This is a genomic window from Nocardia nepalensis (genome assembly GCF_048910785.1).
Taxonomy (GTDB): domain Bacteria; phylum Actinomycetota; class Actinomycetes; order Mycobacteriales; family Mycobacteriaceae; genus Nocardia; species Nocardia nepalensis.
The window spans coordinates 25,193-46,603 of record NZ_JBKBET010000025.1 but is presented as its reverse complement, the minus strand read 5'-3'; the positions used below and the strand labels follow the sequence as shown (position 1 = coordinate 46,603).

Here is a 21,411-nt window from a genome sequence, read left to right as displayed (position 1 = left end):
AGATGCTGGATGTCGCGGGCGCATCGTTCGAGGATCTTCCCGTCGTGCAGGGCATCTCGGACTCGTCTTCGGGTAACGGCTCCGATGTCTTCGACGTCTTCGGTTGCGATATCGAATGCGATCGGTATGGTCACCTCGGCTTTGTACAGGTCGGCGATGTCGTAGACGAACGATCGGTGATGGCCTGTGTGCACGAAACCGAGGGCGGGCGAGCATCCCAGCGCGACTATGACCGAGTGCACAACGCCGTACAGTGCCGAATTCGCTGCTGAGAGAGCCTGATTGACCGGCTCACCGGCATCCCAGTCCTCGACGTCGTAAGTGCGCCGGTTCCATTCGACTCCGGTCCGCTGCGAGTGCTCGCGGTAGACCGCGCGCACGCGGGCGCCCTCGCGCCCGCGTAACTGTTGCATCGATAGTTCTGAGATATTTTCGCCCGGAAAGCGCATGGCATACATCGCCCGCGCGACCCGCAACCGCGACCGCGTGTTGGTCACGGCCTCTGCTTGTGCCTCCAGCAGACGGGAGGATCGCGATAGCCCCACGCCGTGGGCGTAATACCGGACGCCGCGTTCTCCTACCCACACCACCGTTGATCCACTGTCGGACATCAGTGAAATCGCTTGATGGGTGATCGTGGTTCCCGGGCCGAGCAGCAGCACGCCGATTGAGGCGGCCGGTACGTGAACGGTGCCGCGCTCATCGGTCGCGGTGATGGCGTTGCTGTCGCGGTTGACGACGCATCGATCCAGGTACAGGAACGAGACGCGGTCCGATATGCGTACCAGCTCTTTGGATTCCGAGGGTCTGCGCCCGATCGTGCCCACAGCTATTTGTCCGTCTGCGTTGGGTAGGCCAGTGTCAGCAGGCCGCATCCATATGATTTCGCTCGTCCGATTCCGAAGCTGAGTGAATGTCGTAGTGCGGCAACGTCGGTTACCTCGAGGATGCCTTCGAAGGTGGCGGTGGAGATGGTGACGCGTGTGTTGCCGCGAGTGAACCGTCGTACTGAGCGGTCGGTGATGGCGAGTTCGAATTCATTGTCGGTCGCGTCGGGTGCCTGTCGTGGCAGTATTCGGATTCCGATGCGGTCGGCTCGGTCGAGTAGCCATTGTTCTTGTTGGCGGGCGGTGACGTGGGCCAGGGGTTTGGTATCGGCCCAGCCGTCGCGTCTGCCGGAGTGGACGGGGTTGGCGGTGAGGCGGAATTGCCAAAGCTGGCCGACCGTGAGCCGGTCCAGGAGACGGTCGTAGGGTTTGGTGTCCCATGCTTGGGTGGTTGGCCATCCGGCTTGTTCGACGATGTGGGTGAGATCGGGTTTGTCCGGGCTGGCGATGTAGAGCAGGACGCGGTGGGGTCCGTAGTTGTCGAGGCGCCACAGGATTCGTCCCTCCTCGGTTGCCGCGGCCTCGGCGAATCCGCTGCACACCGCGGCGTGTAGTGCTTGTGGGGAGGACAGCAGTATTCGGGCGCCGCGGCGGCGGGGGTTGATCGGCATTCTGGTCAAAAACATCTCACACCTCCAGCACCGACATGGCGTCATGTTCGTCGCCGGGTTCGGTTGTGCCATGGGGATTGGGCACGGTGACGTTGCCGCGCACGACCGAGCGCCATTCGTACTGGCGGTGGTTGGGGTCGAAACTCACCGGTGTGTCTCGGATCATTTCGCCGTCGTCTTCGCCTTCGGCGGCGTCGCGGACGGTTGCCAACCGGACCATAAGGTCGCGGGTGCGGCGCTGGGTCCCGGTGCTGGCAAGCCAGGGGCGTTGTGCCAGCGCGGTCTGCAGGTCCTCGTCGAAGACTCCGAGCGCGATGGGTCCGGCGGGTGGGCAGGATCGGCGTCCGAGGTAGAGCGGGAACTCGGGACTTCGCACGGCGGCGTCGATCGCGCTGATGAGTCCGTGCTCGCCTTCGAGGACTGCGAGATAGACCGCGTCGGAGATGTAGTAGCGATACGACAACGGTAGCGAGGTCCAGGTGGTGGATCCGTCGCGTTCGCGTTTGGGCCGCTGCGCGGTCTGGAAGTCTCGAACCAGCTGCCCGGGTTGGTCGATGCGGACACCGAATCGCAAGCCCAGCAACGTTTCCAAGGGGTCGGTGCGGCGCAGGCCCTTCGCTGCCGCGATGAGCCCGAGCACCCCACTTTTGGTTGGCGCGATCTCGGTGCCTCGTCGCACGAATCGGCTACTGGCTCCCCACGATTGCAGCGGCCCGGCCAAGCGCAGGGCCACCACGGTCATTGATGGTCCCCGAGCCTGGTCCCGACCAGCGCACCTACTTCGGCGACGAGGTCGGCGAATGCGACGTTGGCGCCCAGATCGTCCAAACCGGCGGTATCCGAACCGAGTCGGGTCACCCAGCTCGCGACCGGTGTTTCGGAGTAGGCGCGTTGCACCTCGTGTGCCTCCTCACGCAACAGGTCCGCGGCCCTTTTGACTCGACCACCGGTATTCGATTCCCGCACCGGGCTTTCGAACGCGCCCACGAGGTTGATGGGTTGGGTGTCGCGCACCAGAACCACCACGGCCTCGGGCAGGGTGCGGTTGGCGAAGGTGTTCTGTTTGCCGGTGGGCATGGATCGCACGAAGGACATCAGGAACGCTTCGACCGCGCGGCGGGTCGCTTCCTCGTCGCCGAGGTTGTCGTTGAGCCGATTCACGTCGATGGTCGCGTACCGGTACAGGGTGGAGGAATTGAACTCGATGGTGCCGATCATCCCGGCCCCGGTCTCGTGGTCATCGATATGATCGTCGACGGCGGTGAAGTAATCGAACTCGGTCTCCACCGGATGCACACTGATGGCGTGGGCGACCTGGACAGCGGCGTCGACATTCAGGTCGGCTTGGTCGGCGACCATGCGACCGAACAAGGCGATATCCACCGAATGGTCACGATCGGCCAAGTCCTTGACCTTGGCTTCCCGCAATGCTTTTGCCACGTCCTCGGCCTCGGCCGCGGCGACCGCCGCCTCGGCCAAGGCCCGGATTTGATGGCGGCTGAGGAAGACCAGATATCCGGCTTCGTCGATGGCGTCTTTTTTCGGTGGTTTGACCGTGATTCCGATCGCCTTCATCACCTCCGACGCCAACGCAAGGCTGCGATCCGCCAAATCCTGTGACTGCGTAGTGATCTCAGCTGCCAGCAGGTCGACGACTCGTCGGGTGCGCACGCCGAGTTCGGAGCGATCCAGGTGCTCGTCGAAGGCGGCGCGGGTGGCGCGTTTCCACGCTTGGCTCGACACTCGCGCACGCCGCACACCGCCGTAGATAGCGGTCTTGGGGCTGCCGGTGTCGTCGCGGTTGAGGTTGCTTGGCGGCACGGTCTGCAGGATGTGGAGGTCGATCAGGGTACGGGTCATCGGAGCTGGCCTTCCGTGGGTGTCATTCGGCGGGTTCGGGGTCGGTGCTGTTCGGGGTGCGGTAGAAGTCGCGGCCCCAGACAAGCCGCACGCGTTGGGCGCGGCCGGGGGTGAGTAGATCGCTCACGTCGTCGGCCAACCGTGCATAGTCGAATCCCTTCTTGGCGGTGCGTAATTGGGTGACCAGTCCGCGGATGTGCACGAGCACCTCATCGATGGACTGCGCGGTGGCCACCGCCATGAACCTGCGCGCAACCGCGTCGGTGCTGCGGCCCTCGGTCTGTGCGAGCAACCCGATCGCCCGGCCGAAAGACACCTCAGGCACATGCGCGCGGCCGCTCATCGACTGCTGGTGCAGGGCGAACAAGGTGAGCACCGAGTGCGCGGCTTCCTCGGCGGCACTGGGCGTCCCGTCGTCGAATCGGTCATCGGCATGCAGGGACGCGGGCACCGCGGCGATGGTGAGATCCCAGATCTCAGGGACACTGCCCGCGGGTTTGCCCAGCCCGCGACGTAGTTTCGCCAGTTCCGCACGCGCTGACGATGATCCCCGCAGGTACTCGTCCTGCAGTCGGTTCAACCGCCATTCCAGGGCAGCTCCCAGACGCCCCAAATGCCGCTTCGGCGCGGCCGCAGCGGTTGGTTGCTCCTCGACGGTGCTCACGCCACCACCTCCTTCGATATCGAGCTATCCGATCGTGGGTAGGCCAGCGGCAGCAGCTTCCGCAGGGCGGCATTCAGCCACATTTCCGCTCGCGGGACGTTGAGTAGCTGACCGCGGACCTCTCTGCCCACCCACGCCGACGGCGGTGCCGCCGAAATCAGTTCCGCGGTAACCGGATATGTCGCATCTCGAACGTGACACTGCCATTGCCTGCGGGCCTGGTCGAGGTCACATCCAGGCGCCAGCGAGGTCAGCCATTCCCGGTAGGGGGCGTCCAATGCCGCGTACAGGCGCTCGCGGGCCCGGTCACCGGCACCGGATTTCGGCTCGGCGCCACCGGCCGCAGCGAGGTTCTCCGCGAAGCTCCACACCGAGGACGCGGTGCGCTCGGCATCATCCACCGCATTGGTCGCGGTCTGCCCGGCGGCGGGGCGATCCTCCCGCAGCAAAGTCACCGACATCGGCAACACGTCATCGACAATTTCGGCGAATGTCGCACTCTGCGAACCATATTCGGCACCGGTGATTCGAATCCGAGGCGTATAGCGTGGCGGCAGGACACCGGCGGAACCCAACTCGCCGATCCACTGCAATATCCCTGGCGCCAACCGCGGTTGCGGGTCCCCGCCGTTGTGGTTTGCGCGGCGACCGGAAGTCGCTGGCAGCATCGCGCCGATCCCCCGCCACACCGAACGCTCCGGATCATGGACCAACGGCATATAAACATCGGTCTTGTGCTTTTTCGTCTGCGGCTCGCTGTAGCGCCAACAGGTATGCGGGTCCATCCCGTGGCGATTCTGCGGCACGATCCTGTCCCCGTTGGCCAACACCACCCCGCTCACCCCGCCACGATCCCCCACCAACCGGATCCGTCGGGTCTGCCACGTATACAGGTCGATAGCCCCGTTGGGTGGGCGCTCCTCCCACACCGCGGTGTAACAATCCCGCTCCCATGGCGGAACATCAGCGACGCCGCCGATACGCACGTACGGGTTGTCCTCGTAGGCGACGAGATTCAACAGCAGCGTCTCCCGCAGGTCCTTACCCTGCGGCAGCACTCCCCCGATCTGCCCCGACCACCCCGTACCGATCGGATACCCCTTACCGTTCTTGACCGTCGCATCGCCCACGGCACCAGACTTGATCCCGGACGGATCGAACGCGTGCGCATGCACCAACCACCGCGCCGCCTCCGCAGCATCGATGCGGCGCAGATCAACCGCGGATCGAGTGGTGAACAGAGGTTGCCCGTTGGGCACATCGGCGACGATCTTCTCCAGCCCCGACACCTCATCCTTCGCCGTCCGCAAACCCGCGACCTGGAAGAACGGCCCCTGGGCGTCGAAGAGATCGAACCGGTGCCGCAGCGGCCCGACATACGCGCGAATACGATCCGTCGGCAACGCATCAGCGGCCCACAACTGCTCCCAGGCATCCACATCGGTCGGACCGTCGATCGCCCGATGCAGCACCGCCAGCAACATCCGCGTGATCGCGAAACCCTGCGTAGGAACCTCCCCACCAATCCGCGTCAAATCCCTTGCCTGCTCGAACAATTCAAGGATCGACAACTCGCGCTCGCGGCCATCGACGCCGAGCGCGATGATCCATGGTTCGTCGAGCAGGTTGAATCCGTGTTCATCTGCTGTACTCATCGACGGTTGCTCACTTCTGTTGGCTGACGGTCGGTTTCGGGCGGCTGTTGGCTGGTCGGCGACACCTCGAGCCCTCGATCCGGGGTGTAGCGGATTGCGCGTCCAGCGATTTCGCCGTTACCTTCGCCGTCGATGACCAACACGGGCAGGCGATAGATAAGTGGGGAGAACTCCCAAGCCTCCGGAGTACCCGCCCACAGCGCACTCTCGGCGCCTTCGTTGCTGAATTCCAGCGGCAGCCGCAATGAGCAGGCTGCGATGATCTCGGCCACATCGTCTGACGGAGTCACATCCCTCGGCACGGTGCGGCCGCCGTCTCCGTCCGCCAGCCACGCCGGGGTGAACCACTCGCCGGTCGTCGATTGCTGAACGACAACAACTTCCAAGCTGGGGGCGCCGTCGCGGACTTGGCCCTGACCATGCGAATCATCGTCAGTGTCACCGACATTCGCCGCGACCCAGCCGAGGATCGCCTTACCTGGGCGTGACGGCTGCTTGAGCTGGAACGTCTCGGCTTTCGCGATCCGGGTGGCGGACTTGTCCAGCCAACGTTGCCGCGCGTGCTCCATAGCCTGCTGCCACTGCGCGGGCCCCAGTTCCCCCGCCCCGTAGGCATCCTGCACCAACGGGGCGATGTCACTCGGCAGGTTGATCGTGGCGCCCAGCTTCGGTAACAACACCGCCGCCGCACGCAGCAATACGTGCTCACCGTAGATGTAGCGCGCCGCAGCCGATTCCAGCTCAGGCACACCGTCGGTGAACTCGACACCACTGATAAACGCCTGAGCCGTACGCACTTTCCGCGGCCGGTCGACCTGTTCTTCGCCGCGTTGATGGCGATGTAGCCTGCCCATGCGTTGCAGCAGCAGATCGATCGGCGCCAGATCGGTGATCAACAGATCGAAGTCGACATCCAGGGACTGCTCCACCACCTGCGAGGCGACAACGATATGCCGCTTGGGCCGCGCGAGGGCGCGGGTCGGGGATCCGAATCGGTCGAGCAGATCGATGTCCTTGCGCATCCGGTCAGCCGCGATGAACCGGGAATGCGCGATGCTCACCTCACCGGGGAAGTGTCGCTCGAGGTCGGCGGCTGTTTCCAGCACCCGGCGCACGGTGTTACGGACAATCAGCGCGCACCCACCCTCGGACAGTTTGTCCAGCAACAGAGTCGACAGTGCTTCTCGATCGTCATCAACCTCGCCGCCCAGCGCCCCGACGTGCACGCTCGTGCACCGAGCTGATGGTTCGACCGCTCGCGTGCGCACATCGTTGCCGCTGGTCCACGACACCATCGGATAGCCCACCGCGTCGACGGCTTCGCCGACCCCGTCACGAACGAAACCTCGCCGATAGGCCTCGAGCAGCGCTTGCCGACGATCCGCCGGCAGAGTCGCCGACAACGCGATCACCGGAACCTGGTATGCGCCAAGCCAAGTCAGCACCATCGTGAGGTAGGAATTCATGTAGGCGTCATAGGCGTGGACCTCATCGAGCAACACCACCTTCCCGGCGAGCCCGAGATGCCGCAACATCAGATGCCGCGATTTGAGACCCGCGAACAACAGCTGATCAATGGTGCCGACCGAGAAGTTCGCCAGCTGAGCCTTCTTACGACCGGACAACCACGAATGGGCCACGACCGCGTGAGACGCGGACACCGCGACGCCCCTCGCTCGATGGCCCTGGGATTCATCGCAGCCGATCTCGGCGTCCCGCATCCGCCCCGCGCGCACCAAACCCTGGAACAACCGATTGAACCGGGCCTTGCCATGACCGAGCACGATCGAACCACCGACCTGTTGACCATCGGCACCCAAAGCGTCGAGCCACTCGACCACCCGATGAAACATCGCATCGCTGGTCGCCTGCGTCGGAAGCGCCACCATCAAACCACCAGCGCCCCAACGCTCGGCCAAGATCTCCGCCGCCGCCAACGCAGCCTCGGTCTTGCCCTCCCCCATCGGCGCTTCGATGACCAACAATCCAGGTGTGGCCATCGACCGCGCAACCTCACACGCCGCGATCTGAACCGACCGCGGCTGCGCTCCCTCCGGCAACGAAAACCTCGACGCGAACAACTCCGGCACAGCGACAGGAATCCGCGACGGGGACCACGGACGTGGCAACGACAACGCGGCCAGCGCCCGAACAGACCGCCCGGAATCGGCAATCTCCGCTGGCAATCGAGCAGTGTGAAACGGGAAAAGCTCCTCGTTGCTGGCGATCCAGTCCGAAACGACCACGATCCCCGTCACCAACACCTGGAACCGCGCGGTCAACTTCAGCTCACGCCAACCACCCAGATACCTCAACACACCGGTGCGTTCTGCAATGCGGCCCAACAACTCTCGCTGCACCTGAACCCACACGCCCGCACCGAACAGATCCGGATACTTATCCGGAAACAACGGATCATCCTCATCCGGCGGCGCCCCATGATGACCGCCTAACACAACACCCCACGGCACCGCCCACCGACGAGTCCACCCCTGATCCACCAGCCACCGAATCAGCAGATGATGCCCCGCGACCGTGTGGTGCGCCAACTGCCGGTCCACCAATTCCTGCCGCACCATCGGCATATACAGGCCATGCTCACGCATCCGCTGAGCAAGACCCACATCCTGAATCGCGAACGCCGGCGTCGCTTTCCCGAGATCATGCACACCGGCCAAGAACCGCACCACACACCGGGCCGCCTCACGATCACCACCGAACTCCGCCGCCAGCAACCCCACAACATTCGGCGCGAGCCACTCATCGAACAAGTGCCCGGCAACATCAGCCGAATCGTCCATGTGCTGCCACAACGGAAGCCATCCCCCCGAACCGTTGGGCGACTTCGCCCACACCGCACGCGAAGCCTCGCTCAGCGCCAACATCCACCCCTAAACGATGGTCATCAAACTCCCGCCACGAGAGATGCAACCCAGCCTTGCACCCCCCACCGACAAGCTCTCCGGCCACAAACCCAAAACCGTGACCGCCGAGGAACTTTCGGCCACGCTACGCGCGACCCCAAGCCCACACACGCATTTCGCCCAATTGATCTCAACAACCCCAGCGGGCCTGAACCTGAACCACGTACACCGATCGTCGCCCATGTCCCCGGAAGGACAATCCGCCGAGCCCGCTATGTCGCCTTAGCTGTGGATTCAACCCCGCCGTGCGCGGGGACCACCGGGCGCGGAATTCGTCACGTTCCAGCCCCGCCGGATCATCCCCGCGTGCGCGGGGAGCACCAGCTGCTCGACGACAGCCAGATCAACAGCACCGGATCATCCCCGCATGCGCGGGGAGCACCGCACGGCCCCGAAAGCCGTTGCTGGGTACGACGGATCATCCCTACATGCGCGGGGAGCACGACCACGCGCGCTCATACAGCGCCGACCCGGTCGGATCATCCCCGCATGCGCGGAGAGCACTGCTTCGGAGGGTCCTGGATTACGCCGACGTCCGGATCATCCCCGCATGCGCGGGGAGCACGCGGTCAAGTCTCGGCCCGCAAGACGCTCGGCCGGATCATCCCCGCATGCGCGGGCGGGGAGCACGGGCGCGCGCCAAATCTGTTGTGTCGTCTACGAGGATCATCCCCGCGTGCGCGGGGAGCACCGCACGCTTCGCCGAAACGACCTGATCGGAACCGGATCATCCCCGCATGCGCGGGGAGCACGGCGCGGGCACCGCGCGGGGGCACATCGGTGATGGATCATCCCCGCATGCGCGGGGAGCACGCCCGAACCGGTGACGTGCCGGAATCCGAGCCCGGATCATCCCCGCATGCGCGGGGAGCACCTGCCCAGGCTGGCGAAATGGGCCTGACCGAGGGGATCATCCCCGCATACGCGGGGAGCACTCGAAAGTATTCGGCAATGTTGACTGTCAGCACGGATCATCCCCGCATGCGCGGGGAGCACGAGGTAGCCCAGAAAATCCAACGCGAAGCGTCCGGATCATCCCCGCATGCGCGGGGAGCACGTACGTAACGGATAGGACACGCAGGACAGAGACGGATCATCCCCGCATGCGCGGGGAGCACGATGGCCACGCCGAGGTCAATGTGGTCTTGCTGGGATCATCCCCGCATGCGCGGGGAGCACAAGATCGGCCGGTTCCATGACAGGCATGTGCGGGGATCATCCCCGCATGCGCGGGGAGCACAGCCAGGACTGAGCACACCGGCTAGACCATGGAGGATCATCCCCGCATGCGCGGGGAGCACGGTCACACCGCGGCATCTGCCGCGCCTGGCCTACGGATCATCCCCGCATGCGCGGGGAGCACATGCGGGAACTTTCGGACCCGACCGGGGAACGCGGATCATCCCTGCATGCGCGGGGAGCACCATAGGTCGCGTCGCGCTGTTCGTCATCGGTCAGGATCATCCCCGCATGCGCGGGGAGCACCGGATCCTGGGCCAGCGCCGTGGTCAGGTTTCCGGATCATCCCCGCATGCGCGGGGAGCACGAGTGGCTCGGTGACCCGAAGAGGGTCATCGGCGGATCATCCCCGCATGCGCGGGGAGCACCACTCCAGCACTGCTGTGACGCTGGTGTAGTGCGGATCATCCCCGCATGCGCGGGGAGCACATGTTCCTGCTGTTCGGGTCGCTGGTCTCGTTCGGATCATCCCCGCATGCGCGGGGAGCACCACTGGGCCATCAGAATGTCGATCGCGGGCAACGGATCATCCCCGCATGCGCGGGGAGCACGAGGCCCCGTTGCTCTACGGCTTTATCCAGGGCGGATCATCCCCGCATGCGCGGGGAGCACGGTACCAAGTCGGCCGCCGCGCTTCAGAGGGTCGGATCATCCCCGCATGCGCGGGGAGCACCGCCTTGTAGCGGGTCACGCTCGTGCGGGCACCGGATCATCCCCGCATGCGCGGGGAGCACGCGAGCCGGTAGCCGAACCCAGTCTCGACGAGCGGATCATCCCCGCATGCGCGGGGAGCACATTCGCCAAGGCTCGCGAGAGCGTACGCGACAAGGATCATCCCCGCATGCGCGGGGAGCACGGCGAAGTTGCCGTTCGAGCCGGTTATCGTGGCGGATCATCCCCGCATGCGCGGGGAGCACGCCTGGGACAACGTCGTCCACGCCTGGGACAACGGATCATCCCCGCATGCGCGGGGAGCACTTGGTGACCCACGAAAACACCTGCGTGATCGGCGGATCATCCCCGCATGCGCGGGGAGCACATCGAGACCACCGACGGCGATTACCGCGACGCAGGATCATCCCCGCATGCGCGGGGAGCACATCGGTCAGCACCTCGCGGGCGACGGTCGAGGAGGATCATCCCCGCATGCGCGGGGAGCACAAGAAAGACCAGGAGCGAAAACGCTTCCCGGTCGGATCATCCCCGCATGCGCGGGGAGCACACTTCTTGACCTGGCTTTTCCTTACACGATTCGAAGAATTTCAATCGGTTTGTTCACGTTGTCATCGCATCGGTTAGCTCCTCCAACAAGGCAGGGACAGCCGGGCACTCCAACGACGATATGCTGCTCGATGCGCACATGTCCGATCTCTCGGCTTATCGTCGGCTCGACAGCCCGCGTCCGAAAGCTGTCAGGATGGCATTCGGACACTGGCCTGTGCAGATAGCTGGCCTAATTGTGTGTCGGGCCAGGGCAATTCGTCGCAGCTGCCGAACCTGCAGTGGGATAGAGGGTGAACACATGGTCGCACTCGAGGTTGGAGAAGTGGCAGAACCCGGTGTCAGCGCCGCGCAGCCGCCGAATCGCCGAGACGACCGGCTCCAGTTTCACTCTGCGATGCGCGCCGCCGCGCACCCACACCACTGCGGCGCCGAGCACGAATCGGCGTATTCGTCGGGGGTGATCGCCCATGCCGGTCCTGCATCGGATAGGTTGGCGCGCTGCGAAATCCGACTGGGTGAGATCCGGTAACCAGTGGTGGCGGTCTGTTTCGTGATCGATGAGTCGAAACAGGGGACGAAACTGATCGCGTCCACTGCGGGGGAAGCTCGACAGATAATCCAGAACAGCGGCTGCCCGGCCGCACGGCAGGGGTCACCGCGGTGATGATGCCGACATTTCGGCCGCGCTCAACCGCATCGGTCCAGTGCGGCGACGATGGCAGGGTAGATTTCCTCGCCGTCGTAGCCGACGCGCCAGATGTTTCCGCGGCGGTCGCCGTCGAGGGAGATCCCGACCCGCAAGTAGGGATACACCTCGTCGAACAGGTCCAACCACGAATCGTCCAGGCGGATTCCGTTGGTTTGCAACGTCGCGCGTTGCACCAGCGGCTGTTCGGCCAAGGCGGAGAGCACCTCACGCAGGTAGGGCTGCCCGGCGCTCAGGGGTTCCCGCCGTGCAGCTCCACCACCAACCGACGACCGCCGAACAGCTGCGGCAACCGCGCTATGTCCTGCACACCGATACGGGCGCCGCCCAGGGATTCCTTGCGTTTCTCATAGCAGTAGAGACAGTCGATGTCGCAGGTCTGTCCGCGCAGCTCGAGGATCACCGACACCGCTGTCTCGGTTCCGGTTTGCGTCATCGTCAAGTACGCGCTGTCGTTGTCCCCGTCCACAGGGCTCACTCCCAACCAGAATCGGTGGCTTGGTCTGGCTCAGTCGACGAGGCGGCCGAGCAGAGCGCCCTGTCCCGATTGCAGGACGTGGGCCGCTTCAAGCGGAATCCAGAAGCATTCGAACCGTGTCGGCTCCGCCTCGCCGTCGTGGTCTTCCTGGCTTGCCCACCGGTCCGTCGCGTCCTGGCACACCTCCAGCTCGAAGAAGTGCCGGTGCTGGATCTCGAACCGGTAGGGGCTGATGTCGTACTCGGCTTCTCCGAGCTTGCGTACGATCTTGAACTCCGACAGCCCGGTCTCCTCCCGCGCCTCGCGCAGCGCCGCATCCTCGGGCGTTTCCCCGGCGCGAATGCTGCCGGCGGGCACCTGGATCCCGACTTCCTCCCACGAGTAGTCGGTGTGCCGGAACACCAGCAGCTTGCCGTCGCCAACGACGTAGACCAGTACCTTCTCCTTGACGACCTTCTCAGGCATCAGGGGCAAACCTTCCTGCGAATCATGGAATCAAGGTGGCGTGCAATAAGCGAGCTGCCAGACCGAGCCCAGCCCTGCGACGGCATGTACGGTCGTCTCCAGCCAGGCAGTCTAGTAGCGGATCCCAGGTGGTCACCCTGGCGCCACACCGTCGGTTCTGTCGTCAAATAGCCTGTGTTCCAAACATTTTCGCGCGGCGCGGCCAGCGAGCAGTAGTCATCCAGGCGACGACTCGAAGGATCTGTCCAGTGAGATCGTTGGCGGCGCCATTTCTACGGCCATGCCAGCCGTCGCTTCAGCCATGCTCGTGACACCTGCGCCGAGTGTGCTTGGTGGCGGCGAAAATTCGGTGATCGTGGTGGGGCGGGTTGGCGGCTGTTGTGCTCCCAGTAGCCGACCAGCGCACAGCTGACGGCGGCTATCGCCGCTGACTCGACATCACGAGTCGACGGATGCGCGGCAAGGATGGGGTCCGGGTCGACACCGCTGGCCGCGATCGATGGAGCCAGCGCGACGAGGTCGATCCAGGCTGCGCCGCGGCACGGCCACGACCAGTCGATCACTGCCACTGTGCCGTTGCGGCGCAGGACCATATTGTCCGGACGCAAGTCAGTGTGTAAGAGAGCGGCTGCGAACTTGTTGCGCCCACAGTTTTTCGGGGCCTTCACGATCTCGCCGCGGCCCCGGACGTCGTCGTCACCTGGGGGTCGATCGCTCGCAGCGTTTGACAGCCCTTGGCCGACGCCGGACAGCACCGGCTTGTGTGCCGGTGTCGGTTCCTGCGTCATCACCGATCTCGCAATGCTGGTTCTGGGCCTTCGATCCAGGTGCGGCCGGTCACCAGCATGCGGTACTCGCGTTGCGTGGCAACGACTCGGCGGCGGGCCAGGGTAATCCACCGCTGCCAGCCATCGCAGCGCACAGTTCGTTCACCGTCGGCAGTACCGACGGTATCGGCAGCTGCGGTTTATGGTTCTCGGTCTCGTCGTCGAAGTCGACGCTGGGGATCGGGTGCATTCCTGTCCTCCTGATTCGGTGCTGAGCAACTTCGGGCGAATCCCCCCACCCGTCTGCAGCTCATGGCTGAATTGCGTTGTCGTGTAGAGGGTCCGTGCGGGATGCAGGCAAGTCCGTCGTGCCGTCGACCGGCCCGGTTCGGGCGCCGGACCGGTCGACGGCGGGTTCACGCGGTGTGTCTGTCGGCGGCGCTCGCGCCGTTCCAGATCTGCCGGTACGGCTGCATGTAGTCGCGGGCGAACAACGGGGCACCGGGTAGCCTGGGGATGTCGAAGGCAGCGACGAGTGTCGGAAGGGAGTCGGCCAGGATGCCGCGGTGGCGGGCCAAGTCCTTGCAGACCTGTTCTGCCCCGGCGGTGGTCAATAGACCGTGCGCGGTGTACCAGCCGCCGCGTTCCCAGATCCGGTCCAGCGCATAGGCCGTTTCAGCGGAACAGATCAGCTGACCTGCGGGCAGGTCGGTCGCGGTGGACCCGGCCATGTGCAGGGCGGTCGCCGCGAGCCGTTCCCCGGTCGCGGTCGCTAGTTCGGCGGCTGCGGAGTCCGCGCCCCATACCGGACCGGCCGCGCCGAAATCTCCGCGGTGCAGGCCGTCTGCGATGGCGTGTTCGCGCTCGGTCAGCAACTCGATATGTGTGGGCAGGTGTTCGGGTGTACCGGGGAGCCGCAGCTCGAGCAGAGCGCGGTATTGGCGTCCCGCCGCCTCTCGCATGATCTGGTCGTCGCCCTCGGCGGTCGAGATGCGGTCGGTGTTGGCGTTCCAGTCGGGAATGTAGTTGCTGCGCAAGGTTCCCTGAGCACCGGCGCGGCGTCGGCAGCTGACCAGCACCTGGAAAGCGATGCCGGACAACAACGGTTTCGCCACCATCGGCCACAACGAACACCAGGTCGGTGCATCAGCGGCACGCAGATCTCGAAGTCGGCGGCCCAGGACGCTGGCTGCCCAGACCGCGGCCACCCCGCTGGCCAGGTCGCGTTGGACCGGGCCACGGTCGATCATCACTGTCCTGCCGGGTCGGCGTTGAGGCGCGTAGTTGACCAAGCCTGCCAAAGCCGCACGGGCACTGGCGATGGCGGCGTTGGGCAGGTCCAGGCGGCCGTCGTCGAGCACGGCGCTGGTGCGGGCGAACCGTTCTTCCAGCGGCACAGCACAGTGGAATTCCCCATCGTGGCTGATACCTGCCCAGTCCCCACCCAGCAGTGCCTGGCGGGGTAGTAGACACTGCTCGGGGTCGAACCGAATCAGCGCGTGATCCATTGCTGGGCCGACCGTCTCGGCCAGCGCCGCGACCTGCACACCAGGAGCCAACTGTCCGTCCGCGCCGCGCAACGGCAGCAGGAACGGCAACACCCCTTCATCGTGGTCACCGATGTGCAGGCGTGCTGTGACCACGACGATCTTCGCGACCGAGGAGTCCGCAACATTCGGCATGAACTTGGCGGCGCCGTCGGTGGGCGTCGCTAGCCGGAACCCGCCCGCTGCGGCGTCCCAGGTGGCGGTTGTGCGACAGTTGGCGCCGTTGGTACCGGCCAGTTCGGTCAGTGCCAGCACTCCCACCGCGGCACCTGTGTCGAGGTCAGCAGCGCATCGGCGCACGTACTCCGACTTGCCCGCCGCAGCGGCGACAATGGGCCCTACCAGGTTGAAATGCCCGCTGGAAACCGTCAGCACTGTCGGTGCCGCGATGGCAGCCCACTCGAACATGATGCCCCGCACGCGCGGGTCACTGGCGATGTCGAGCGCGGACCCGCCCATCGTCTCAATCATCACACGTAACAGATCCGGTGCGCGACGGGCTTGTTGGGCATACGTGAGTCCGAACCTCGGCACGTCCCCCACCTTGAGCACCGCCTCGCGCACCCACGCGTGCACAGGGCCGTCGAAGCCGACCAGCACCGCCCGCAAGGCGTCGACCACGGGATCGGCGTCGACCGGATAATTCGGTGTGACCATGGGATGTGTTGTCATGGCTTCCTCACCTTCGGGTTCTACCGCCAGTGACGCACTCCTCGCGCGGGTGTGCCGAGTTGCGTATCACCGAATATTTCTGTGCTGCACGACCTTTCGTGTCAGGCCGTGCAGCGTGCCTGTGGTAGTGCCGGGACGGACGCAATATCGACTGTGGGCCCGCGGACCAGACCTACCGCGCACAAGGCGTCGTCGCGGTCGCTGATCCAGTACCGGTCGATCGCGTCGAGGACTGCGAAAGCCTGTGCCGGATGCAAGGATTCGCAGAGCGTAGCGAGTGAGGCGAAGGCCACGCCCCACCGCTCGCCGTGGTGGGGATCTTCGGCGGCCCGCGCGCGGACCTCCTCTGCCATACGTCGGCCCGGCTCGAGCAACCACGAATCTTCGGCGTACGCCACAGGGCTTTCGAAGACATCGCAGAGAGTCAACGCCTGCATCTCGGTCAGCGTGACGGTGGACAGCTGGCGGTCGAAGAACGCGACAGCGTGAGCGTCGAGGACGGGATGCGGGACAGGACGGTAGATGGTGGTCATATCGTTCCTAGGCGGCGATGGGCAGAGGCGGGGATTTGGGGAAGGCGACGGGAAGTTCAACCAGGGCACGGTGGAAGGGCCCGGGACGCCAGACCAACTCCTCTTCGGGCCGTGCCAGCGTCAGTTCGGGCAATGCGTCGAACAGGTAATCGATGGCGATGCAGACGATTTGGATTACGGCATCGCGTGCTGGTTTAGGGCAGGCGTGCTTGCCGGTACTGAAGGCCAAACCCCAATCCGTGGTGAGGAATTCGCCGTTGTTGACCTTGGGGTCGTTGTTGCAGGCGGCCATGCTGATCACGACCGGCTTGTTCGCGGGCAGCCACACCCCGCCCTTGTTGATCGGTTGCGGCGGGTAGGACAAGCAGTAGTTGGCCATCGGCGGGTTGTAGATCAAGTTCTCCCAGACCGCGTCGATGGTCGGTGCACCGAATCCTTCTGCACCGCAGGCGAATCGGTCGTCGGTCAGCATCATCAACAGCGTGTTGACGATCAGGTTCACCGTCGGCTCGATACCCGCGCCGTACAGGGTGACCAGCTGGTTGATCAGTTCCTCCTCCGACAGCGGGGGTTTATGAGTGAGCAGCCTCGTGGTGATGTCGTCGCCGGGCTGAGCACGCTTCATGGCGATGAGTTGGCCGAGTGCATCGCCGAGCATCTTGTTGACGTGTTCGGTGTCGGTGGATTCGAACATCGCGGCCATCGCCGCTCGCACGTTGTTGCCGATATCGTTCGGACAGCCCAGCAGCCTGTTCACGACCGAAAACACCAGCGGCAGTGCGTAGCCGCCGATCACGTCCACAGTCCCGATACCGCAGAACGTGTTGATCAGCGGCTCGGCAATCCCGATCACCAAGTCACGCAGGGCCAGCTGATCGATACCGTCGAGAGCGGCATGGTTGGCGCCGCGATAGAAGGAGTGGATATCACCGGAGTTGCGCAGCGCGTTGGGCCGCCACCCCACCATCGGCAAGATCGGGCAGTCTGTGGGCACGGTGCGTTCCCATACACGCGGGTCCGCAGGGAAACGCTTGTCATCGTCGAGAATTTCCACCGCGAGGTGGTAGCCGATCACCAGCGTCGCTTCCACACCCGGCGCGAGCTCGACCGGCACCAGCGGCCCGTATGTACTGCGCATGTGCCGGTAGGCTTTGTGTGGGTCTTGCGCGAACTCGGGGGTGTGGAGGAGGTATCGATCGCCGGGACCGATCTCTTCGATGGGCACCAGCGGCGTGTCCGCTGTGGGAGCCGCAGGGGTGTTCTGCTGCACGGCTGAGGTCTCCTCTATATAGGCAGCGGGAGCGGTGCTGATGGCGGGAAGACCGCAGGTAGCGCCGCCGGTGCACGATGGAATGCACTGGGCAGCCATGCCAGCTCCTCGGCGGGCACGCCCAAGTGGATGTCCGGTAGTGCGTCCAGCATCTGAGCGAGGGATTCGTGCGCGATGAGCGTTGCTATCTGCTGTGCTGGGTCCGGGCATGCATGCTCGCCCGCACCGAAAGACAAATAGGATCGGTTACCCCGACGGTTATCGGTGCGCTCAACGTCGACCGCAGGATCGGTGTGACACCCCGCGAGGCTGATCAGAACCGGCTGGTGTGCAGGCAGGGTGTTGTCAGCGAGGAGCTTCATGCCCGTCGGAAAACGTGGGCACGCGTTGGCCAGCGGCGGATCGTTGAACAACACTTCGTCGATCCCGTCCTGGGTCGAGAGCGCACCGTCGAGCATGTCTCCGCCGAACCGGTGGTCGGTCATGAACAGCAGCAAGGTGTTCGCGATGAGGTTCCACGTCGGCTGTGTGGCGATCGCGTACAGCATGGCCAACTGCTGGGGTTCGGTGCCGCTGTCGCGGCTGTCGGTGTGCTCGAGCAGCCACGACGTCACATCCTGGGCAGGGGTGGCGCGTTTGACCGACACCGCGGCGGTCATCGCCTCGAGCAACATCTCGTGGCTGCGTTCGACCGCTTGTGGGTCGACCGCGCCGCGCATCGCCATGATCGCGTCGTAGGCATGCTCGGCTGTTTGCTGCGACAGCCCGAGCATGCCGTGAATCACATGGACCACGAGCGGGATCGCGAAATGGGTGAGCAGATCGGCCTCGCCGGACGCGCAGAAACCGTTGATCAACGCGACCGCGCAGCGTTCGACCGACCGTCCTAGCGCGTGCTGATCGACCCGTTCCAGGGCAGCGAACACCGCGCGCCGCAACCTGGTGTGCTCCTCACCAGTGCTGTGCAGCGCGTCCGGTCGCCACCCCAGCACCGGCAACCCTGCAGCGGGGGCCTTGCGCTGCCAGGCGCGAGGATCGGCCGAATACCCGGGGTCGTCGAGCACCCGCAGCGCAGCCCGATAGCCGGTGATCAATGTCGCCGGTGTTTGCGGCGCGACCTCGACCGGTGCCAGCGGCCCGTGATCGGTCCGCATGGCTCGGTAGGCCGCGTGCGGATCGGCAGCAAATGCCCTGCCGTACAGCAGTACTCGTGGCGCATCAGCGATCGGCGGGCCACTAACCAAGAGAGCACTGTCCTGGGGCGAAGGGGTCGAGGCAGTCAAGCGTCACTCCTGATTCGGTCACCGTGACCCGAGACGAGCCACGCACTGGTGACCGCCTTCGGGCATGGGAGGTGCATCGGAAAACCCGATATCGGCGATCGGCCGGGCTGTGCAAGGCGTCGTGATCACAGCGGCGACACTGGCCTGGCCGCGCGGGGATACATTGGCGCTCATGGTGCCGACCTCACTCGACGCTTCGGCGAGGACGTGTTCGACCAGTGTGCGTACGACGGCGGCGGTTTCGACAGAAAGAGCGCCCCGTTCCGCTGTGGCGTATCCAACGACACTGGTCAGTAACATCGCACTGGCGCTCTCCGGTGCTACGGCCGGTTCCACTCCCGCTTCACCCATAGCGGCTTCTATGAAAGCCGTTGCCATATAACGGATTTCATGCAAACGGTCACGGGATACGGCCTCTGGTGCGGCGGCGCCGAGATCGAGTTCGAGCCGCACCCATCCAGGGTGCGCGGCTACGAACAGCACCCATGCGGAGATGGTGGCGACAAGGTGACTGTGATTGCGGACATGGTAGCGATGCACACGAGCATGAGCGTGGCGAAATAGCTGCTCCAGCACGGCGTCGGCGACGGCAGGTTTGGTCGCGAAGTGCCGCGCGATCGCACCGTGGGTAAGTCCGGCGCGTTCGGTGATCCGCCGAAGCGATACCGCGGCATAGGAATCGGTGAGAAACAGATCGGTCGCGGTCGCCAGCAGACGCTGACGGGTCAGTTCGGAGCCGCGGGCGTGTGCGGTCCTCGTTGTGAAGGGTGCACTCATGTTCGACGCGCCTTACTGGTTGCGAGGGCAAGACGGTGCTGTGAGCTACGCGTGTCCGGCGTGGCTGCCACCAACTGATCGGCCGACGGCGGTGCCACCGGATCGACCCCAACAGACACAGGGGAATTCGATACAGCCGACCGCGGTGCCACGGCCACTTGCGGCGCGGAGTTCACCGGTTCAGCTCCGTTGCGGGTTGCATCAGTACGTTGGCACCGATCCGGCTCCGCACTGCTCGCAATACCATCGTGCGCGACGGCAATACATGTTCAGCGCCCATTCCATGCCTTCCTCCTCGTCCGGTCGACCTACAGCCCCAGCGGCGGCGATCACGTCCCCTGAATCGGTTCGTTCACTTCGGTCCGCGAAACTGGGAATCGCGTTGTGCTCCAGCGCCGGATGCTGTTTCACATTCGCGTAGCGATGTGGTCCATGGAGGGTTCGCAACTAGTTCTTTTCGGCCCACATATGGGCCATTTCGTGCCCGCCCCTCCCAGCACAGAGTGAAATGGACATATGTTGGCGGTGGGTGGAGGTGGGCATGAGCGTCATGGATAGGCAACCGCGTACTCGCTTGGAACAGCTCGTGATTCAGCGTCGGCTCGGTGTGGCCGATTTTCTGCGTGAGTTCGCCCGCAAAGCAGAGGATATCGGCGAGGATGTCGCGGTCTCTCGGTCTGCGGCGAAGCGTTGGTTCCAGGGCGGCGATGGTAATCCGCGCATAGCGGCGCGGCGGGTCCTCGAATCATGGTTCGGTGAACCGATCGCCGACTTGCTCGGTCCACCCGTGTCCCAGTCTCGACAAGTCACTGAACAGGAGCTCGCGGTGAACGCTGCACATGAATCGGTGAGCCACGCGATCGAATCGGCGGCGGCGCTGGATCCCTCGGCGTTGGAGCACCTGCATGCAGCTGCAGGCGCGGCGGCGCGGGCGTATTACATCACTCCGCCGTTGGAGATGCTGACCGATTTGGTCGCGTTGAGAGACACCATCTACGTGCAGCTCGATCGGACGCACAAACCGCTCCAGCAGGCTGAGTTGTATCTGCTGGCGGGCCAGGTGTGTGGGCTTTTGTCCTCGGTGTCTTGGGATCTCGGGTTGCTCGGTCCGGCTGAGGAGCAGGCACGTGCCGCGCACACCTACGGCAATGTCATCGATCACCCCTCGTTACAGGCGTGGGCTCGCGCGTTGCAAGTCACCGTGGCGTTCTGGTCCGGGTACCCGCGGCGGGCCGCCAAGATCGCCGCCGGTGCGCTCGAAACTGCGCCGATCGGGACAGCACGCGTGCGATTGCACAGTGTCAACGCCCGAGCTCTCGCACTGCTCGGAGCTCGCGGCGAGGTGCGCGATCAACTCGACGCTGCCACAACCGAACTCGACCGAGCCGGCAACGACCCCTTTCTCGACGAGATCGCTGGCGAGCTGGCGTTCGATCGAGCCCGCCGCGGGCTGTGCGCGGGTGCGGCCTACGTCGCGCTCGGCGATGGCGATCAGGCCGAACACGAAGCTGCAGCTGCGGTCGAGCTGTTCGCCGGTATCCCGGCTGATCAACGGTGGGGCGCTGGTGAGCTGAGCGCGCATGTCGACCTCGGTGCGGCTCGCACGCTTCGCGGAGACCTGGCAGGCGCGGCGGCCGCGCTGCAGCCAGTGTTCGCACTTGTGCCCACGCGCCGCACCGAAGCGATCGCGCAACGGCTCCATCTGCTCGCCCGGGTGCTGGGCACCTCGCGATACCGGGGTGCCACCGAAGCACTCCAACTTGGTGGGGCCATCGAGGATTTCACCTCGATCTCCTTGTCGCGCACGACGGCGATGCGGGCGTTGCCACCGCCCTCGTAACGCTCTCTT

Annotated in this window: 18 protein-coding genes and 1 CRISPR repeat array; of the genes, 1 reads left to right on the top strand and 17 read right to left on the bottom strand. The window is 64.9% G+C overall.

Features of this window, described 5'->3' with window-relative positions; genetic code table 11:
• The 17 genes from cas1e to ACHQ4I_RS20560 form a co-directional block, all read right to left on the bottom strand.
• The coding region (gene cas1e, locus ACHQ4I_RS20640) for a type I-E CRISPR-associated endonuclease Cas1e (protein ID WP_420771211.1) at positions 1-827 on the bottom strand (827 nt) is incomplete at its 3' end.
• A 2-nt stretch (positions 828-829) separates the two neighbouring features.
• Positions 830-1,513 carry a type I-E CRISPR-associated protein Cas6/Cse3/CasE gene (gene cas6e, locus ACHQ4I_RS20635; RefSeq protein ID WP_420770344.1) on the bottom strand — a complete coding sequence of 228 codons (684 nt, stop codon included), beginning with the start codon at positions 1,511-1,513 and terminating at the stop codon, positions 830-832.
• A 1-nt stretch (position 1,514) separates the two neighbouring features.
• Complete coding sequence (gene cas5e / locus ACHQ4I_RS20630; protein WP_420770345.1) at positions 1,515-2,240, bottom strand: type I-E CRISPR-associated protein Cas5/CasD; 726 nt, start codon at positions 2,238-2,240, stop codon at positions 1,515-1,517.
• Positions 2,237-3,358 carry a type I-E CRISPR-associated protein Cas7/Cse4/CasC gene (gene cas7e / locus ACHQ4I_RS20625; protein ID WP_420771210.1) on the bottom strand — a complete coding sequence of 374 codons (1,122 nt, stop codon included), beginning with the start codon at positions 3,356-3,358 and terminating at the stop codon, positions 2,237-2,239. The genes cas5e and cas7e overlap by 4 nt, the downstream gene beginning before the upstream one ends.
• 22 nt (positions 3,359-3,380) lie before the next feature.
• Positions 3,381-4,022, bottom strand: a complete 642-nt coding sequence (gene casB / locus ACHQ4I_RS20620; protein ID WP_420773435.1) for a type I-E CRISPR-associated protein Cse2/CasB — start codon at positions 4,020-4,022, stop codon at positions 3,381-3,383.
• A complete protein-coding gene (gene casA, locus ACHQ4I_RS20615; RefSeq protein ID WP_420773434.1) occupies positions 4,019-5,677 on the bottom strand; it encodes a type I-E CRISPR-associated protein Cse1/CasA in 1,659 nt (552 codons plus the stop codon). The genes casB and casA overlap by 4 nt, the downstream gene beginning before the upstream one ends.
• Entirely contained in the window at positions 5,674-8,562 is a 2,889-nt protein-coding gene (gene cas3, locus ACHQ4I_RS20610; RefSeq protein WP_420773433.1) for a CRISPR-associated helicase Cas3', read from the bottom strand. Before cas3 ends, casA begins: the two co-directional genes overlap by 4 nt.
• A gap of 331 nt (positions 8,563-8,893) precedes the next feature.
• A CRISPR array of direct repeats spans positions 8,894-11,062; the repeat unit is 29 nt; unit sequence CGGATCATCCCCGCATGCGCGGGGAGCAC.
• Between the two features lie 689 nt (positions 11,063-11,751).
• A complete protein-coding gene (locus tag ACHQ4I_RS20605; protein WP_420773432.1) occupies positions 11,752-11,964 on the bottom strand; it encodes a hypothetical protein in 213 nt (70 codons plus the stop codon).
• 38 nt (positions 11,965-12,002) lie between these two features.
• Entirely contained in the window at positions 12,003-12,248 is a 246-nt protein-coding gene (locus ACHQ4I_RS20600) for a hypothetical protein (protein ID WP_420773431.1), read from the bottom strand.
• Positions 12,249-12,278: 30 nt separating this feature from the next.
• On the bottom strand, positions 12,279-12,713 hold the full coding sequence (locus tag ACHQ4I_RS20595) for an NUDIX hydrolase (RefSeq protein WP_420773430.1): 435 nt from the start codon (positions 12,711-12,713) through the stop codon (positions 12,279-12,281).
• Positions 12,714-12,985: 272 nt separating this feature from the next.
• Entirely contained in the window at positions 12,986-13,501 is a 516-nt protein-coding gene (locus ACHQ4I_RS20590; RefSeq protein ID WP_420773429.1) for a phosphotransferase, read from the bottom strand.
• A gap of 49 nt (positions 13,502-13,550) precedes the next feature.
• A complete protein-coding gene (locus ACHQ4I_RS20585) occupies positions 13,551-13,730 on the bottom strand; it encodes a hypothetical protein (protein ID WP_420773428.1) in 180 nt (59 codons plus the stop codon).
• 166 nt (positions 13,731-13,896) lie between these two features.
• Positions 13,897-15,699 carry an acyl-CoA dehydrogenase family protein gene (locus tag ACHQ4I_RS20580; protein WP_420773427.1) on the bottom strand — a complete coding sequence of 601 codons (1,803 nt, stop codon included), beginning with the start codon at positions 15,697-15,699 and terminating at the stop codon, positions 13,897-13,899.
• A gap of 101 nt (positions 15,700-15,800) precedes the next feature.
• Positions 15,801-16,232, bottom strand: coding sequence for a hypothetical protein (locus tag ACHQ4I_RS20575; protein ID WP_420773426.1), 432 nt, complete (start codon positions 16,230-16,232; stop codon positions 15,801-15,803).
• 7 nt (positions 16,233-16,239) lie between these two features.
• Complete coding sequence (locus ACHQ4I_RS20570; protein ID WP_420773425.1) at positions 16,240-17,502, bottom strand: cytochrome P450 family protein; 1,263 nt, start codon at positions 17,500-17,502, stop codon at positions 16,240-16,242.
• A 14-nt stretch (positions 17,503-17,516) separates the two neighbouring features.
• On the bottom strand, positions 17,517-18,746 hold the full coding sequence (locus tag ACHQ4I_RS20565) for a cytochrome P450 family protein (protein ID WP_420773424.1): 1,230 nt from the start codon (positions 18,744-18,746) through the stop codon (positions 17,517-17,519).
• Between the two features lie 57 nt (positions 18,747-18,803).
• Entirely contained in the window at positions 18,804-19,562 is a 759-nt protein-coding gene (locus tag ACHQ4I_RS20560; RefSeq protein ID WP_420773423.1) for a TetR/AcrR family transcriptional regulator, read from the bottom strand.
• A gap of 826 nt (positions 19,563-20,388) precedes the next feature.
• Between ACHQ4I_RS20560 and ACHQ4I_RS20555 the strand changes: the two genes are divergently transcribed.
• Complete coding sequence (locus tag ACHQ4I_RS20555) at positions 20,389-21,402, top strand: hypothetical protein (protein ID WP_420773422.1); 1,014 nt, start codon at positions 20,389-20,391, stop codon at positions 21,400-21,402.
• The last annotated feature ends 9 nt before the right edge of the window (positions 21,403-21,411 follow it).